Source organism: Streptomyces sp. NPDC001204 (assembly GCF_053598035.1).
Genome location: NZ_JBSFJL010000014.1, coordinates 158,429 through 173,664 on the forward strand (window position 1 = coordinate 158,429; position 15,236 = coordinate 173,664).

Genomic DNA, 15,236 nt, shown 5'->3' on the forward strand with positions numbered 1-15,236 from the left:
GCCGGGTGACCGGAGAGACCCGGACGGACCCGAGCGCCGAGCAGGCCGGGTGACCGGAGAGACCCGGGCAGACCCGAGCGCCGAGCAGGCCGGGTGACCGGAGAGCCCCGGACGGACCCGAGCGCCGAGCAGGCCGGGTGACCGGAGAGCCCCGGGCAGACCCGAGGTGCCGGGCAGGCCGGGTGGCCGGAGAGCCCCGGGCAGACCCGAGGTGCCGGGCAGGCCGGGTGGCCGGAGAGACCCGGGCAGACCGGGCGACCAAGCGGTGTCCGTCCCGCCGACCGCTCCGGCTCCGGCTCCGGCTCCGGCTCCGGCAGGACCTGCACCATCATCCCGCGCGAGACGCGACCTCCGCCCCCGGACAGGACCGGCTCCCTCACCCCAGACGGGACCCGGCCTCCGGCTCCGGCAGGACCAGCGCCACCATCCCGCGCGAAACCCGGCCTCCGCTCCCGGACAGCACCGGCACCCCCGCCCCGCGTCGGCCCGGCCCCCGCCCCCGGACGCATCCGTGAGAGAGGCCCTAGGGTGGGGCCGTCATTGAGGATCGTGGGGGCGATGGGGCAGCGAGGGCCCCGGGGGACTGGCGGAGGACGGAAGGCAGTGGGCAAGAGAAGGCGCGTCGCCGAGCGACGGAATACGACTCCGGCCGTGGTCGGCGGGGTGATCGCCGTGGTCGTCGTCGGGGCGGGCATAGGCGTCTACTCGCTGTACGGGGGCGGCGGGGAGGCCGACCGGACACAGTCGGCGGCCGGCCACGGCGAGGCGAAGAAGAACACCGGCCCGCTGTCGGCGACCGAGGTGCGGACCACGGCAGAGGGGTTCCTGGCGGCCTGGCAGCAGGGCAAGCCCGCCGAGGCGGCCGCCGCGACCAGCGACACCGCGGCGGCCACCGCCCTGCTGACCGGCTACGCCAAGGACGCGCATCTGAAGGACGTCACCCTGACCGCGGGCACCGCCGCGGGCGGCAAGGTGCCGTTCTCCGTGAAGGCCACGGTGTCGTACAAGGGCCTGACCAAGCCCCTGGCGTACGACAGCGCGCTGACCGTCGTCCGGGGCGCCGCGGACGGCAAGCCGGTCGTGGACTGGCACTCCTCCGTCGTCCACCCCGAGCTGAAGGACGGCGACACCCTCGTCACGGGTGAAGCCGGTACCCCGCCGGTCAAGGCCCTGGACCGGGACGGCGGCGAGATGACCACCGCCAAGTACCCGTCGCTGGGTCCGGTCCTGGACGGGCTGCGCGAGAAGTACGGCGAGACGGCCGGCGGCAGCGCGGGCGTGGAACTGCGCGTGATCCGCGGGAAGGCGTCGAAGAAGGCGGAGCTGTCCGACAAGACGCTCGCCGAGCTGAGCAAGGGCACGCCGGGCACGGTGAAGACGACGCTGAGCCCGTCCCTCCAGGCGGCGGCCGAGAAGGAGGTGGCCAGGACCGAGCGGGCCTCGGTGGTCCTGATGCGTCCGTCGACCGGTGAGATCCTCGCGGTGGCGAACTCCAACCACGGCTTCAACACCGCCTTCCAGGGCTCCCTCGCCCCCGGCTCCACGATGAAGATCATCACCTCGTCGCTGCTCTTCGAGAAGAAGCTGGCCTCGGTGAACAAGCCGCACCCCTGCCCGAAGTTCTTCACCTACGGCGGCTGGAAGTTCCAGAACGACAAGAAGTTCGAGATCAAGGACGGCACCTTCAAGGCGAGCTTCGCCCGGTCCTGCAACACGGCCTTCATCAGCCAGGCGCCGAAGCTCAAGAACTCCGACCTGACCCAGCAGGCCCAGCAGGTCTTCGGCCTGGCGCTGGACAACTGGGCGATCGGAGTGCCGTCCTTCGACGGCGCGGTCCCGGTGCAGTCGGCGGCCCCGATGGGCGCCTCGCTCATCGGGCAGGGCGGGGTCCGTATGAACCCGCTGAACATGGCGTCGGTGGCCTCGACGGTCAAGGCGGGCGTCTTCCACCAGCCGTACCTGGTCTCCCCGTCCGTCGACAACCGCAAGCTGGCCACGGCCTCCCGGACGATGTCCGCCTCCACCCTGTCCCAGCTGCGCGAGGTGATGCAGTACACCGCCGCGTACGGCACGGCCGCCGAGGCCATGGCCGGACTCGGCCCGGACTACGGCGCGAAGACGGGCTCCGCCGAGGTCGACAACCAGAAGAAGGCCAACGGCTGGTTCACCGCCTACCGCGGCGACCTCGCGGCCGCGGGTGTCGTCCAGGCGGGCGGCCACGGCGGCGACACGGCCGGTCCGATAGTGGCGTCCCTGCTGAAGGCGGGGAGCTGACGACGGCCGGGCACAGGAGCTGACGACGGCCGCGCACATCACTGGCGGCCGTCGTCACCGACCGGCCCACGTCTCCGGCGAGCCCACATCTCCGGCGAGCCCACGTCTCCGGCGGCCGGTGTCACCCGCGGGCGTCACCCGTGGGCGACCACCGCCGGTGACGCCGCCGCCAGGTAGGTCCGCCGCAGGAACCTGAGCAGTGTCTTCGTCTCGAGCTGTACCACCGAGACACCGCGCGCGGAGTGGAACTCGATCACGGCCTGCACCCGGCCGCAGGGCCACACCCGCACGTCACCGCTGCCGACCGGGGCGCGCAGCCCCTGTTCGAGCAGTGACCGGGGGAAGGTCCACTCGTGCGATCCGGGCAGGTCCACCCGCACGGCGCGCGGGTCCTGAAGGGGGTCGTAGCGCAGGACGACCGGGACGGCCCCGACGTCCTCGGGGACGTCGTCCGTGAGGATGTGGGCTCGTGCGTGCTGTTCGACTACCGACATCGGACGACCCCTAACGCTGTGTGACCTGTGCGAGGGCTGAACATCCGCTTCCCCTCCAATGTCGCATATTTCCTGGATTCCGCTTCTCGAACATCCGGGAAACGGCACACATCGACGAGGGCCTCGCTCTTGCAAGGGGTTCGCAACAAGCCTCTATCATCGAACGGTGCATGTGCCTGACGGATTCATCAACGCCCCCATCTCCGTAGCCACCGGAGTCGTCGCCGCCGGCGCCGTCGCCGTGAGCCTGCGCGGTGCGCGCCGGGAACTCGACGAACGGACCGCGCCGCTGGCCGGTCTCGTCGCGGCGTTCATCTTCGCCGTGCAGATGCTGAACTTCCCCGTCGCGGCCGGCACCAGCGGCCACCTCCTCGGCGGGGCGCTGGCCGCGATACTCGTGGGCCCGTTCACCGGGGTCCTGTGCGTCAGTGTCGTCCTGCTCATGCAGGGCATCCTCTTCGCCGACGGCGGCCTGACCGCGCTCGGCGTCAACATCACCGACATGGCGATCGTCACGACGGTGGTGGCCTACGCCGTCTTCCGCGGACTGGTGAAGGTGCTCCCGCGGCGCCGCCGCTCGGTCACCGTGGCCTCCTTCGCCGCCGCGCTCGTCTCCGTGCCGGCCGCCGCCGTCGCCTTCACGCTGATCTACGCGGTCGGCGGCACCACCGACGTGGCGATCGGCAAGGTCGCCACCGCCATGATCGGCGTGCACGTCCTCATCGGCATCGGCGAGGCCGCGATCACCGCGCTGACCGTGGGCGCCGTCATCGCCGTGCGCCCTGACCTGGTGTACGGCGCGCGCGGCCTGGAGCAGCGGCTGAAGCTGCGGGTGAACGGCGAGCTCGTCGACGCCCCCGCGGCCGAGCCGGCGCCCGTGCCCGCCGCCGCCCGGTCCCACCGCAAGCTGTGGGCCACCGGTCTGGTAACCTCCCTCGTCCTCGCCGGGTTCGTCAGCTTCTACGCCTCGGCCAACCCGGACGGTCTGGAGAAGGTCGCGCACGACCAGGGCATCGACAAGAAGGAGGAGCGGCACGCCTCGTCCGGCTCCCCGCTTGCCGACTACGGCGTCAAGGACGTCTCCGACGCCCGGCTGTCCGGCGGGCTCGCGGGCGTGATCGGCGTCGGGGCGACCGTCGTCGCGGGCAGCACGGTCTTCTGGGTGGTCCGCAGGCGGCGTACGGCCGCCGAGCCGTCCGCCCCCTCCTCCCAGGCCGCCTGACATGGGGGCGGGCCACGCGCACCGGCTGTACCGGCACGGGCACTCCCCCGTGCACGCGATGCCGCCGCACACCAAACTGGCCGCGGCCTTCGCCTTCGTCGTGGTCGTGGTGTCGACCCCGCGGGAGGCGATGTGGGCGTTCGCCGTGTACGCCGTCCTGCTCGCCGTCGTCGCCTCCGTGGCCCGCGTGCCCGCCGGCTTCCTGCTCAAGCGGCTGCTGATCGAGGTCCCGTTCGTCGCGTTCGCGGTGCTCATGCCGTTCGTGGCCCAGGGCGAGCGGGTGGACGTACTCGGGATGTCGCTGAGCGTGAACGGGCTGTGGGGCGCCTGGAACGTGCTCGCCAAGGGCACCCTCGGCGTCGCCGCGTCCGTGCTGCTGGCGAGCACGACGGAGCTGCGCGAACTGCTGCTGGGTCTGCAACGCCTGAAGCTGCCGCCGCTGCTGGTGCAGATCGCGTCCTTCATGATCCGTTACGGCGACGTCATCACCGACGAGATGCGGCGGATGCGGATCGCCCGCGAGTCACGCGGGTTCGAGGCGCGCGGGATCCGGCACTGGGGCGTGCTCGCCAAGTCCGCGGGCGCGCTGTTCATCCGCTCCTACGAGCGCGGGGAGCGGGTGCACCTGGCCATGGTGAGCCGGGGCTACGCCGGTTCGATGCCGGTCATCGACGAGGTGACCGCGTCCCGGGCGCAGTGGTCGTACGCCCTGGCCCTCCCCTGTGCCGCGCTCGCCGTCTGTCTGCTGGGATGGGTCCTGTGACAGCTTCTCTGGAGGTCTCCGGCCTCGCCTTCGCCTACCCCGACGGCCACCAGGCCCTGTTCGGTGTCGACTTCGGCATCGGGCGCGGCGAGCGGGTCGCCCTGCTCGGCCCCAACGGCGCCGGGAAGACGACCCTCGTGCTGCATCTGAACGGCATCCTGAGCGGGGGCACCGGGACGGTGACGGTCGCCGGGCTGCCGGTCGGCAGGAAGCACATGGCCGAGATCCGGCAGAAGGTCGGCATCGTCTTCCAGGACCCGGACGACCAGTTGTTCATGCCGACCGTGCGGGAGGACGTGGCCTTCGGGCCCGCGGCGGCCGGGCTCAAGGGTCCGGAGCTGGAGACGCGGGTCACCACGGCCCTGGAGCGGGTCGGCATGCGGGACTTCGCCGACCGCCCGCCGCACCACCTCTCCTTCGGCCAGCGCCGCCGGGTCGCGGTGGCGACCGTCCTCGCCATGGAGCCGGAGATCCTGGTCCTGGACGAGCCCTCGTCCAACCTGGACCCCGCCTCGCGCCGTGAACTGGCCGACATCCTGCGCGCGTTGGACGTGACGGTGCTCATGGTCACCCACGACCTGCCGTACGCGCTGGAGTTGTGCCCGCGCTCGCTCGTCCTGAGCGACGGCGTGATCGTGGCGGACGGACCGACCGGCGAACTGCTCTCCGACGACGCCCTGATGCGCGCCCACCGCCTGGAGCTGCCCTTCGGCTTCGACCCGCGGTCCGTGACGACGGGTGCCTGACGCGTCGGGACGGGCGGACGAGCGGGCAGCGTCGACGTAACGATCGTGCCAAGCCGACCGGCCGCAGGAATCGCAGGCCGGGGCCACTGGTTGCACCCACTGTCGCAGGCGAAGAGCGGAAGGAGTGGCGGACGTGGACGTGCACGGCGCAGTGGCCGAGGGCTTCGAGCAGGTCGGGGAGGCGTTCGCGGCGAACTTCGCGCTCCGGGGCGAACGGGGCGCGGCGGTGGCCGTGTACCGGGACGGGCACAAGGTCGTGGACCTGTGGGCGGGGACGCGGGACGTCGACGGTACGGCGGACTCGGCGCCCTGGGAGCGGGGCACCGCGCAGATCGTGCGCTCGGCGACCAAGGGCGTCGCCGCCGCCGTGCTCCTGCTGCTGCACCAGCGCGGGGAGCTGGACCTGGACGCGCCGGTGGGAGCGTACTGGCCCGAGTTCAAGGCGGCGGGCAAGGAGCGGACCCGGGTCCGCGACCTGCTCGCCCACCGTGCGGGCGTCCCCGTCCTCGACCGGCCGCTGACACCGGAGCAGGCCGCCGATCCGGTGCTGGGCGCCGAGGCGGTCGCCGCGCAGGCGCCGGTCTGGGAGCCGGGCACGGACCACGGCTACCACGCGCAGACGTACAGCTGGCTGACCGGCGAGCTGGCGCGGCGGGTCACGGGCCGGGCGATCGGCGAGTGGATCGCGCGCGAGGTGGCCGGCCCGGTGGGGGCCGACCTGTGGGTGGGGCTGCCGCCGGGCGAGGCCGGGCGCGTGGGCCTGGTGGGCCAGGTGGAGCCGCCGCGTTCCGCGTCGGGTCTGCGCACCCGCCCCAAGCGGTCCGTGGCCGAGGCGTACGCCGACCCGGAGTCGCTGACCCGGCGGGCGTTCGCGGCGATCACCCCGCTGCCGGACGAGAACGACCCCGCCTACCGCGCGGCGGTCCTGCCCGCGTCCAACGGCATCGCCACGGCAGACGGTCTGGCCCGCTTCTACGCGGCGCTGATCGGCGAGGTGGACGGCGGGACCCGCCTGTTCACCCCGCAGACCATGGAGCTGGCGCGCACGGAGCACTCCGCCGGGCCCGACCGCGTGCTGGTGGCCCCCACACACTTCGGCCTCGGCCACATGCTGCACAGCCCGGCGTCCCCGCTGCTCGGCCCCGGCTCCTTCGGCCACCCCGGCCGCGGTGGCGCCCTGGCTTTCGCCGACCCGGACTCGGCCATCGCCTTCGCCTACGTCACCAACGGCTTCCACCTCGATGTGACGGCGGACCCCAGGGCCCAGGCCCTGGTCCACGCGCTGCGCACGTCCCTGACGTAGCGCTCCCCGTGGAAGTTCAGACGTGGATGGGCTGCGACGTGCGGCCCGACGCCTGGTCGATCTCGCCGTGCGCCTTGGTCAGGAGCTGCATGGCGAGTTCGTTCAGGGCCCTCGCGCCGGCGATCTCCTCACCGACCCGAGGCTGATCGGAGTCGGTGTGGTGGCGGCTGGCCCTGCCGTGGGCCCGGACCTCGCTGCCGTCGGGCAAGCGGACCAGCGCCGCCGCCCGGGTGTGCTGCCCGTCCTCCTGGAACTCCAGCTCGATGTGCCATCCCACAACGGTCTTCATCATGACGGTCACCTCCGGAACACCTCCTTCCAGGGTGCTCCTCGGCCGCCGCCCGCGCACCCAAGGGAGCCCGCGCTAGCCGGTGTGCAGCATCAGCCCGATGCCGACGACCAGCAGCCCGGCGGCCGCGATGCGCGGCGCCCCGAAGCGCTCCTTGAAGAACACGGCGCCGATCGCGGCGCCCACGATGATCGACGACTCCCGCAGCGCGGCGATCGGTGCGAGTTCCGCCTTCGTCTGCGCCCACAGCACCAGCGCGTACGCCGCCACGGACAGCGCCGCCCCGAGCAGCCCCACCGCGGCGTACGGCCGCAGCTGGGCGTCCGTGCGCCCGCGCCAGTGCCACACCGCGTACGCCGGGATCACCACGCCCTGGATCGCCATCAGCCAGGCGATGTACCCGAGGGACGACCCGGAGGCCCGCACCCCGAGCCCGTCGAGGACCGTGTACGCCGCGATGGCCAGTCCGGTCGCCAGGGCGGCGCCGATCGCCGCCCAGTCGGGCCGGCGGCCGCGCAGGCCCCACAGGGCGACACCGGTCAGGCCGGCACAGGACACGGCGACGCCCGCGGCCGCCCAGCCGTCGGGCACCTCGTGCGCGAAGACGGCGGCGAGCACGGTGACGACGAGCGGGGCGGTGCCGCGCGCGATCGGATAGGCCTGCCCGAAGTCGCCCAGCCGGAAGGACTTCATCAGCAGGGCGTAGTACACGACGTGGATCGCGGCCGAGATGAGCAGGTACGGCCACGCGCCGCGGGCCGGGAGCGCGGCGAACGGCGCCATGGCCAGCCCGATCAGCAGGCCGCCGCCCGCGATGAGGGTGAACCCGGTCAGTTTGTCGGTGATCTTGTGGGCGATCGCGTTCCAGCTGGCGTGCGTGACCGCGGCGAGCAGGACGGCCGCGGTGACCGCCGGCGTCACGAGGTGCGCTCGCGCACGTCCACGAGGACGCCCCCGGCCTGGGCGACCAGCGCCCCGGGTGCCATGGGGAAGACGGTGTACGGGGTTCCGGCGGCCGCCCAGATGACGTCGTGGTCCAGCAGCGACCGGTCGGCGAGCACGCGGGTCCGGGTCCGGTGCCCGAAGGGCGGTACGCCGCCGATGGCGTAGCCGGTCGCCTCGCGCACGACGTCCGCCTTGGCCCGCGTGACCTTCTCGGCGCCGAGTTCCTCCCGGACACGCTCGACGTCCACCCGCGAGGCACCGTCCATGAGCACCAGCACCGGTTCACCGTCGGCCGCGAAGATCAGCGACTTGCAGATCTGGCTCAGCTCGCAGCCGACGGCCGCCGCGGCCTCGGCGGCGGTCCTGGTCGCCTCGGGAAACCTGCGGACCTCGGGGATCAGCGCGTCGAGCCCGAGCTCGCGCAGGGCGTCGGCGAAACGGGGGTGGGCTCCTGACTCGGATGTCGTCGTCATGAACGGCAGGCTAGCTGCCGGTTACAGACATCACGAAAGATTTCCCACGTGACGGACGAGGCTGCAGAAACGGCCGAGGCCGGTGAGGGTGCGCCGTCCCCACGGCACCCTCACCGGCCGGTCCCTCCGGCGAGCTACGAGCTCACACCTGTACGAGTTCCCGCCGCTCGTCCGGGTCGGCGTGCCGCGGCTGCTCGGTGCGCAGGGCCGTGCCCTCCACGTCCACGTCGGGCAGGGCGCGCTCCAGCCAGCCGGGCAGCCACCAGGCCCGCCGGCCCAGCAGGGCCAGTACGGCCGGCACGATCGCCATGCGCACGATGAACGCGTCGAAGAACACCGCGATCGCCAGCCCGAAGCCGATCATCTTGACCATCGACTCGCTGGAGCCGATGAAGCCGGAGAAGACGGCGATCATGATGACCGCGGCGGCCGTCACCACCCGTGCGCCGTGCCGGAACCCGGTCACCACGGCCTGGCCCGGCTTCTCCCCGTGGACGTACGCCTCGCGCATCCGGGTGACGAGGAAGACCTCGTAGTCCATCGCGAGGCCGAAGACGACGCCCACCATGAAGATCGGCATCATCGACATCACCGGGCCGGTCTCCTCCACGTTCATCAGGCCCGACAGCCAGCCCCACTGGAAGACCGCGACCACCGCGCCGAGCGCCGCCAGCACCGACAGCAGGAAGCCGAGCGCCGCCTTGAGCGGGACCAGGACCGAGCGGAAGACCACGATCAGCAGCAGGAAGGCCAGGCCGACCACCAGCGCCAGATACGGCAGCAGCGCGTCGTTGAGCTTCTGCGAGACGTCGATGTTCATCGCTGTGGACCCGGTGACCAGGACTTTCGCGTCGGTCTTGGCCTCGATGTCGCCGCCCGCGCCGCGGATGGCGTGCACCAGGTCCTCGGTGGCGGTGGAGGACGGCTTGGAGTCGGGGACGACGGTCACGGTCGCGGTGTCGCCGGCCGCGTTGGGCTGCGCCTCCGTCACCGTCACGACGTTCTTGAGGCCCCTGATCTCGTCCGTGACCTTGGTGAAGGACGCCTTGGGGTCGGCGCTGTCCTTGGCGTCGACCACGACCATCAGCGGGCCGTTGAAGCCGGGTCCGAAGCCCTCCGAGAGCAGGTCGTAGGCGCGGCGCTGGGTGGTGGAGACGGGCTGGGAGCCGTCGTCCGGCAGGCCCAGTTCGAGGGAGGCGGCCGGGATCGCGGCGGCGCCCAGGCCGAGCACGCCGAGCAGCAGCACGGCGACGGGGCGGCGGACGACGAAGCTCGCCCAGCGGGTGCCCATGTTGGGCCGGTCCGGCTGCCGCGCGGGGCGCCCGCGGCGGAGCAGCCCGCTCGTCGCGCCGGCCGGCTTGACCTTGCGGCCCGCGTAGCCCAGCAGGGCCGGGATCATCGTCAGCGCGATGAGGACGGCGATGACGACCGTGCCGGCCGCCGCCAGGCCCATCTTCGTCAGCATCGGGATGTTGACCACGGACAGTCCCACCAGGGCGATCACGACCGTCAGCCCGGCGAAGACCACCGCGGAGCCCGCGGTGCCGACGGCCCGTCCGGCCGCCTCCTCGCGCTCGCGGCCCTCGGCGAGTTCGGCCCGGTAGCGGGAGACGATGAACAGGGCGTAGTCGATGCCGACCGCGAGGCCGATCATCGTGGCCAGGATGGAGGTGGTGGAGCCCAGGTCCAGGGTGTGGGCGAGGGCGGTGATCGTCGAGACGCCGATGCCGACGCCGACGAGCGCGGTCAGGAGCGGCAGTCCGGCCGCGAGGAGCGAGCCGAAGGTGATGACGAGGACGACGGCCGCGACCGCGATGCCGATGACCTCGCTCGCGCCGGTCTGCGGCGCGCTCTGGAGGGCGTCGCCGCCGATCTCCACGGTCAGCCCGGCGTCCCGCGCGTGCTGCGCGGCCTCGTTCAGGGCGGTGCGGGAGGAGTCCTCCAGCTCCATGCCGGAGACCTTGTACCGCACCGACGCGTAGGCGATCGTGCCGTCCTGGCTGACGGCCCTTCCGGTGTAGGGGTCGGCGACGGAGGCGACCTCGGAGCCGCGGGACAGGTCCTCGACCGTCTTCTCGACGGTCGCCTTGTTCCCGGCGTCCGTCATCTTCTCGCCGCTCGGCGCCTTGAACACCACGCGGGCGGTGGCCCCGTCGGCGCTCGCCCCCGGGAAGCGCTGTTCCAGCAGGTCGAAGGCCTTCTGCGCCTCGGTGCCCGGGATGGAGAAGGAGGTGTTTCCGGCCGTCGGCGCGGAGACGGCGCCGACGCCCGCCAGGGTCAGCAGTGCCAGCCAGATCAGGGCGACGAAGTGCCGTCGCCGGAAGGCGAGGCGGCCGAGTCTGTAGAGGAACGTGGCCACGTTGACGTACTCCCGGTCATGTCGTGGGGGTGATTGTGGGCAGGGGTGATCAGCCCGACGACGTGAGCGGTGACGTCAGAGGGTGGGCTTGCTGGGGAGAGGTGTCAGGAGGTCGGTACGCCGAGGGCGGGGAGGACCACGGCGTCGATGTACGAATGCAGGAAAGCCTGGGTCGGCGGCTGGGCCTCGATGAGCGTCCGGACGACGAAGCCGCCGGCCAGCATGTGCACCACGAAGTCCAGCGCCGGGCAGTCCGCCCGGATCTCGCCCCGGTCGACTGCGCGTTGCAGCAGTGCGCGGAACTCGGCCATCTCCGGTTCGATGAGCTGCTCCCGGAAGGCCTGTCTGAGGTCCGGGTTGGTGTGCATCGCCATGGCCAGGGCCCGCATCAGGGCGGAGTTCTGCTCCATGACGCAGTCGTCCTCGCGGGTGACGAGGGCGTGCAGGTCGGTGCGGAGCGCTCCGGTGTCGATCGCGTCGAGCCGTACCGGCTTGCCGTGCCGCATGGCCCCCACGACGAGCTCGGCCTTCCCGCCCCACTGGCGGTAGAGGGTGGCCTTGCTGGACCGGGTGCGGGCGGCGACGGCGTCCATGGTGAGGGAGTCGTAGCCGACCTCGCGGAGCAGGTCGAGCACCGCGGCGTACAGCTCCGCCTCACGTTCGGGCGTGAGGCGGCTGCGGCGCCCGGTCGCGACCTCGGCCATGTCTGCCGCCTTCCCGCTTGGAACGACACCGTTTCGTACACGAAGAATGTAGCGCACCCCTCGAACGAAACGATACCGTTTCGTACGTGTCCTGGGTCACGACTGTCGGTTCCGCATAAGTTGCTGCGGTCCATACCCGGGCAAAGCATGAGAACGTGAGTTATTTGCGCCTGCCGCACCTCAGCGGCGACCTGTTGTGCTTCGTGGCCGAGGACGACCTCTGGCTGGCGCCGCTCGACGGAGCGGGCCGTGCCTGGCGCCTCACGGTGGACCGCACGAAGGTCGGCCCACCCCGCTTCTCGCCCGACGGGCGGCACATCGCGTACACGAGCTGGCGCAGTCTGGTGCCCGAGATCCACCTGGTCGCGGTGGACGGCGGGCCCGCCCGCCAGCTGACCTACTGGGGCAGCACCGACACCCGCGTGTGCGGATGGGCACCGCCCGACGAACACGGCCGCACCGACATCCTCGCCGTCGCCTCCCACGGCGAGCCGTTCTCCTACTTCACCTGGGCCTACAAGGTCGGCACCGACGGCTCCCCCGGCCGCAAGCTGCCCTGGGGGCCGGTCTCCGACCTCCAGGTAGCCGACGTGGAAGGCGGCCACAAGACCCTGCTGCTGACCGGGACGCCGCCGCACGAACCGGCCTCCTGGAAGCGGTACCGGGGCGGTGCGACGGGCCGGCTGTGGCTGCACGGGCAGCGGCTGCTCGCCGATGTCGGCGGGCATCTGGCCTGCCCGATGTTCGTCGGCGGCCGGATCGCCTTCCTCTCCGACCACGAGGGCGTCGGCAACCTCTACTCCTGCGCCCCCGACGGCTCCGACCTGCGCCGGCACACGGACCACGACGCCTTCTACGCCCGGCACGCCTCCAGCGACGGCACGCGGGTGGTGTACCAGTGCGCGGGCGACCTGTGGATCGTGGACGACCTGTCCGCGGACTCGGTCCCGCGCCGGCTGGAGGTGCGGCCGAGCGGGCCGCAGGCGGGCCGCCGCCGCTACCAGGTGCCGGCCGCCCAGCATGTCGACGGCATCTCCGTCGACGAGACCGGCCGGGCCAGCGCGGTCGTCGTACGCGGCTCCCTGCACTGGCTGACCCACCGCGACGGCCCCGCCCGCACCCTCATCGACACGCCCGGCGTGCGCATCCGGCTGCCGGAGATGCTCGGCGAGACCGGCCAGGTCGCCTACGTCACCGACGCGGACGGCGAGGACGCCGTCGAGATCACCCACCTCCCCCGGGCCAGCGGCACCCGCCCGCTGCGCCGGCTCGCCCCCGGCCGCCTCGGCCGCGTCCTGGAGACGGCCTCCGACCCCGCCGGCGAACGCCTGGCCCTCGCCTCCCACGACGGCCGGCTGCTGCTGCTCGACGTGAGCGACGTGAACGAGGGGGAGGCGGCGGAGGGGACGGAGGCGGTCGCGGGCGCCTCGCCGAACGGGGAGACCTCCGCCGGCCCGGATACCGCCGAAGGCCCCGAAGACGCCCGCGCGCCCGCCGCGACCGGTGCGCCGGAGGGTCCCGCCGCCACCGCCGCGGACACCGACGCGGCGGACGGACCGCCCGACCGTCTCACCGAACTGGTGCGGTCCGTGAACGGGCCCGTGCGGGACCTGGCGTTCTCGCCCGACGGGGCATGGCTGACCTGGTCGCACCCGGGAGTCGGACGTTCGCTGCGGCAGATCAGGATGGCGCGGATCCAGGACCGGTTGATCGTCGACGTCACCAACGGCCGCTTCGAGGACGAGAACCCGGTGTTCACCCGCGACGGCCGGTACCTGGCCTTCTTGTCCTGGCGCGGCTTCGACCCGGTGTACGACGTGCACACCGGCGACCTGTCCTTCCCGCTCGGCTGCAAGCCCTACCTCGTTCCGCTGTCCTCCGCGACCCCGTCCCCCTTCGCGCTGAACCCCGAGGGACGGCCGGCGGCCGGCGGCCTGGATCCCGTCGAGGACGAGGAGACCGGCGAGTCCGGCGCGGTGACCGTGGAGGTCGAGGGCCTGGCGAACCGGGTCACCCCGTTCCCGGTCATCGCCTCCAAGTACTCGGCGCTGCACCCGGTCGCCGGCGGCGGCCTGGTCTGGCTGCGCTGGCCGATCTCCGGCGCCCTGGGCGAGACGTTCGTCAACCCGGACGACACCACCGGCCGGCCGACGCTGGAGCACTTCAACATCAGCAAGGCCAAGAAGTACGAACTCGTCGGCCACCTGGACTGGTTCGCGGTGAGCGGCGACGGCACCCGGCTGGTCGTCGTCGACGAGGGCGATCTGCGCGCGGTGCCGTCCACGGAGATCGGCGACAGCGACACGACGACCTGGATCGATCTGCGCCGGATCCTGCACGTGGTCGACCCGGCCGCGGAGTGGCGCCAGTCGTACGAGGAGGCGGGCCGGCTGATCCGCGCCTACTTCTGGGAGCCGGACATGTGCGGCATCGACTGGGACGCGGTGCTCGCGCAGTACCGCCCGCTGGTCGAACGCGTCGCGTCCCCGGACGAGTTCGCCGACCTGCTGCGCGAGGTCCTCGGCGAACTGGGCACCTCCCACGCCTACGTCTCCCCCGCCCGCCGCAACGAGGGCCCCGCGCACTACCAGCGTCTTCAGGGGCTGCTCGGCGCCAACCTGACGTGCCGTGACGGCCGTTGGGTCATCCGGCGGATCCTGCCCGGCGACTCCTCCGACTCCAAGGCCCGCTCCCCGCTGGCCGGCGCGGGCATCCGCGAGGGCGCGGTGCTCACCCACGTCGACGGGCGCCCGGTGGATCCGGTGACGGGCCCCTATCCGCTGCTCGCGGGGACGGGCGGTACGACGGTGGAGCTGACGTTCTCCCCGGCGGAGGGGCAAGGACCGCCGCGCCGGGTCGCCGTCGTGCCGCTGGTCGACGAGCGCCCGCTGCGCTACCAGGACTGGGTGGCCAAACGCCGGGCCGTGGTACGGGAGTTGAGCGGCGGCCGATGCGGCTACCTGCACATCCCCGACATGGGCGGCTCCGGCTGGGCGCAGTTCAACCGGGACCTGCGCATGGAGGTGTCCCGGCCCGCGCTGATCGTCGACGTCCGCGGCAACGCGGGTGGTCACATCAGCGAGTTGGTCATCGAGAAGCTGACCCGCACCATCCTCGGCTGGGACCTGACCCGCAACGCCCAGCCGGTGTCGTACACCTCCGACGCGCCCCGCGGGCCCGTCGTGGCCCTCGCCGACGAGGCGACCTCGTCCGACGGCGACATGATCACGGCCGCCTTCAAACTGCTCAAGCTGGGGCCCGTGGTCGGCCAGCGCACCTGGGGCGGGGTGGTCGGCATGACCGGCCGGCACCGCCTCGGCGACGGCACGGTGATCACGGTGCCGATGAACGCGGCCTGGTTCGACGCCTACGGCTGGTCCGTCGAGAACCACGGCGTCACCCCCGACGTGGAGAGCCTGCGCACCCCCCTGGACTGGGCCGAGGGCCGCCATGTCGAGATGGACGACGCGATCGAACTGGCCCTGGAACTCCTGGCCGCCAACCCGGCGGCGATCCCGCCGGACTACCGCGACGTACCCGACCGTTCGCGGCCGAAGCTGCCTCCGCGCCGCTGAGCGGCGGGACTTGAGCGACCGGACCCCTGGTGTCCGTCTCACGCGGCCGGACTTGCACACTGCCGAGCGGCCGGACCTTCGCACCGCCG

The 15,236-nt window shown here is 72.6% G+C and carries 12 protein-coding genes; 6 read left to right on the forward strand and 6 right to left on the reverse strand.

All coding sequences use genetic code 11. From position 1 onward, the window contains the following. Window positions 1-603: 603 nt before the first annotated feature. Window positions 604-2,274, forward strand: a complete 1,671-nt coding sequence (locus tag ACWC91_RS20910; RefSeq protein WP_281157506.1) for a penicillin-binding transpeptidase domain-containing protein — start codon at window positions 604-606, stop codon at window positions 2,272-2,274. 134 nt (window positions 2,275-2,408) lie between these two features. Here the strand turns inward: ACWC91_RS20910 and ACWC91_RS20915 are convergent, their stop codons facing one another. Beyond that, window positions 2,409-2,768, reverse strand: a complete 360-nt coding sequence (locus ACWC91_RS20915; RefSeq protein WP_225074766.1) for an SsgA family sporulation/cell division regulator — start codon at window positions 2,766-2,768, stop codon at window positions 2,409-2,411. Between the two features lie 166 nt (window positions 2,769-2,934). On the opposite strand from ACWC91_RS20915, the gene ACWC91_RS20920 reads away from it, so the two are divergent. The 4 genes from ACWC91_RS20920 (at window position 2,935) to ACWC91_RS20935 (ending at window position 6,802) form a co-directional block, all read left to right on the forward strand. Further along, entirely contained in the window at window positions 2,935-3,990 is a 1,056-nt protein-coding gene (locus ACWC91_RS20920; RefSeq protein ID WP_225074765.1) for an energy-coupling factor ABC transporter permease, read from the forward strand. A gap of 1 nt (window position 3,991) precedes the next feature. Then, window positions 3,992-4,753: a cobalt ECF transporter T component CbiQ gene (gene cbiQ, locus ACWC91_RS20925; protein WP_225074764.1), complete on the forward strand. Its 762-nt coding sequence runs from the start codon at window positions 3,992-3,994 to the stop codon at window positions 4,751-4,753. Further along, window positions 4,741-5,499 (forward strand): energy-coupling factor ABC transporter ATP-binding protein, encoded by a 759-nt coding sequence (locus ACWC91_RS20930; RefSeq protein ID WP_281157505.1) that lies wholly within the window; start codon window positions 4,741-4,743, stop codon window positions 5,497-5,499. The genes cbiQ and ACWC91_RS20930 overlap by 13 nt, the downstream gene beginning before the upstream one ends. Window positions 5,500-5,632: 133 nt before the next feature. Further along, window positions 5,633-6,802 (forward strand): serine hydrolase domain-containing protein, encoded by a 1,170-nt coding sequence (locus ACWC91_RS20935; RefSeq protein ID WP_281157504.1) that lies wholly within the window; start codon window positions 5,633-5,635, stop codon window positions 6,800-6,802. Window positions 6,803-6,818: 16 nt separating this feature from the next. Here ACWC91_RS20935 and ACWC91_RS20940 read toward each other — a convergent pair whose 3' ends face one another. From ACWC91_RS20940 to ACWC91_RS20960, 5 genes are all read right to left on the reverse strand, one after another. After that, window positions 6,819-7,094, reverse strand: a complete 276-nt coding sequence (locus ACWC91_RS20940) for a DUF1876 domain-containing protein (protein WP_225074761.1) — start codon at window positions 7,092-7,094, stop codon at window positions 6,819-6,821. Between the two features lie 72 nt (window positions 7,095-7,166). Beyond that, on the reverse strand, window positions 7,167-8,012 hold the full coding sequence (locus ACWC91_RS20945) for a DMT family transporter (protein WP_450643448.1): 846 nt from the start codon (window positions 8,010-8,012) through the stop codon (window positions 7,167-7,169). After that, a complete protein-coding gene (locus ACWC91_RS20950) occupies window positions 8,009-8,509 on the reverse strand; it encodes a YbaK/EbsC family protein (RefSeq protein ID WP_225074750.1) in 501 nt (166 codons plus the stop codon). The genes ACWC91_RS20945 and ACWC91_RS20950 overlap by 4 nt, the downstream gene beginning before the upstream one ends. A 142-nt stretch (window positions 8,510-8,651) precedes the next feature. Continuing rightward, window positions 8,652-10,868 carry an MMPL family transporter gene (locus ACWC91_RS20955; protein WP_281157227.1) on the reverse strand — a complete coding sequence of 739 codons (2,217 nt, stop codon included), beginning with the start codon at window positions 10,866-10,868 and terminating at the stop codon, window positions 8,652-8,654. Window positions 10,869-10,972: 104 nt separating this feature from the next. Further along, a complete protein-coding gene (locus ACWC91_RS20960; RefSeq protein ID WP_225074748.1) occupies window positions 10,973-11,572 on the reverse strand; it encodes a TetR/AcrR family transcriptional regulator in 600 nt (199 codons plus the stop codon). A 155-nt stretch (window positions 11,573-11,727) separates the two neighbouring features. Here ACWC91_RS20960 and ACWC91_RS20965 point away from each other — a divergent pair, with 155 nt between their 5' ends. Then, window positions 11,728-15,147: a S41 family peptidase gene (locus ACWC91_RS20965; protein WP_450643449.1), complete on the forward strand. Its 3,420-nt coding sequence runs from the start codon at window positions 11,728-11,730 to the stop codon at window positions 15,145-15,147. Window positions 15,148-15,236: the final 89 nt, after the last annotated feature.

Excerpts from the sequence above, each read along its gene's own strand:
- ACWC91_RS20940 (WP_225074761.1), bottom strand. The coding sequence starts at position 7,094 with ATGATGAAGACCGTTGTGGGATGGCACATCGAGCTGGAGTTCCAGGAG.
- ACWC91_RS20950 (WP_225074750.1), bottom strand. The coding sequence starts at position 8,509 with ATGACGACGACATCCGAGTCAGGAGCCCACCCCCGTTTCGCCGACGCC.
- ACWC91_RS20915 (WP_225074766.1), bottom strand. The coding sequence starts at position 2,768 with ATGTCGGTAGTCGAACAGCACGCACGAGCCCACATCCTCACGGACGAC.
- ACWC91_RS20960 (WP_225074748.1), bottom strand. The coding sequence starts at position 11,572 with ATGGCCGAGGTCGCGACCGGGCGCCGCAGCCGCCTCACGCCCGAACGT.
- cbiQ (WP_225074764.1), top strand. The coding sequence starts at position 3,992 with ATGGGGGCGGGCCACGCGCACCGGCTGTACCGGCACGGGCACTCCCCC.
- ACWC91_RS20930 (WP_281157505.1), top strand. The coding sequence starts at position 4,741 with ATGGGTCCTGTGACAGCTTCTCTGGAGGTCTCCGGCCTCGCCTTCGCC.